At 33.0% G+C, this 1,042-nt stretch carries 2 protein-coding genes; one reads left to right on the top strand and one right to left on the bottom strand.

The window, feature by feature from the left end:
• Nucleotides 1-58 precede the first annotated feature (58 nt).
• On the top strand, nucleotides 59-565 hold the full coding sequence (locus HMPREF9075_RS03135) for a hypothetical protein (RefSeq protein ID WP_009415041.1): 507 nt from the start codon (nucleotides 59-61) through the stop codon (nucleotides 563-565).
• Nucleotides 566-779: 214 nt separating this feature from the next.
• Here the strand turns inward: HMPREF9075_RS03135 and HMPREF9075_RS13765 are convergent.
• A partial coding sequence (locus tag HMPREF9075_RS13765) for a hypothetical protein (protein ID WP_232305046.1) occupies nucleotides 780-1,042 on the bottom strand: 263 nt, incomplete at its 5' end.

Here is a 1,042-nt window from a genome sequence, read left to right as displayed (position 1 = left end):
GGCACAAGCTGCAAGCTTGCGCCAGCGGGGGGGGGGAGACAACTAAAAAAATATTGATATGAGCTGGATAACAATAATAAGTAACCCTAATAATGGCTATTGTGGATTTGATAGAAGCTATTCTGTACTGGAAAAAGTGAAGATAGATAGTATCTTTAATATTATTGAAGATTATATAATTGCAGATTGTAATATTAAAAGAATATTAGATTATTATAACTCTAATCAATTAAATCTAAAAAATAATAAACTAATTTGTATTAGTGATAAAGAAATTAGTAGCATAGACTTCAAATTCATAGGATTTGATTGTGGTTATTTTTTTGATAAGTATGATGATTTTTATATTGGTTTTTCCTCAATAGCAAACGAAATTATCAGAATGAATAATAGCTTTTGTTGTAAATATAGGAATAAATTGAATGATTATCTATTATTTCAAAGTATAGAAGAAGTGCTTTGTTTTAAAAAAGAAAGAGAGAATATATTAAAAAGAAATATTTATCATTTTGAGGATGCTTTTAAAGATTTTGTAATTATGTATATCTATCTATTGGAGCGGTAATGTATCAGATGTGTTGTTAAAATTTTTCAACAACCTACTAATCAATACAATACAAAAGAACTGCCCTACTATTTTTCTTTACCCACCATAGAGATAAGCGTTTTTCAAGCCTATAATGCGCTCTAAATAGTGCGAGGGGAATTGGCAAATTATGAATTTTGAATTCTGAATTTTGAATTGTGGGACGGGGATGGAAATAAAGTAACATTCCCCCCTACCCCCCTTTCAAAAGGGGGGAAAATGCTGCAGTTGTGCTGTTTGTGGGGAGCGATTGTGGGAGCAATGGGAATAATGGGGTGTGAGCCACACGGGCAATTATGGGAGCAATGGGAGTAATGGGATGGGTGAGAGTGCGGGCGGCAAAGGGAATTATGAATTCTGAATTTTGAATTGGGCACAAGCTACAAGCTTGCGCCAGCGAGGGAATTTTTGCTAAGTATAAGAAGAAATTGAGTGATAGATTGCAAAGATAATTAT

This window comes from Capnocytophaga sp. oral taxon 332 str. F0381 (assembly GCF_000318275.2).
Lineage (GTDB): Bacteria > Bacteroidota > Bacteroidia > Flavobacteriales > Flavobacteriaceae > Capnocytophaga > Capnocytophaga bilenii.
The sequence above is the reverse complement of the archived record's forward strand: the minus strand, read 5'-3'. Positions and strand labels throughout refer to the sequence as shown.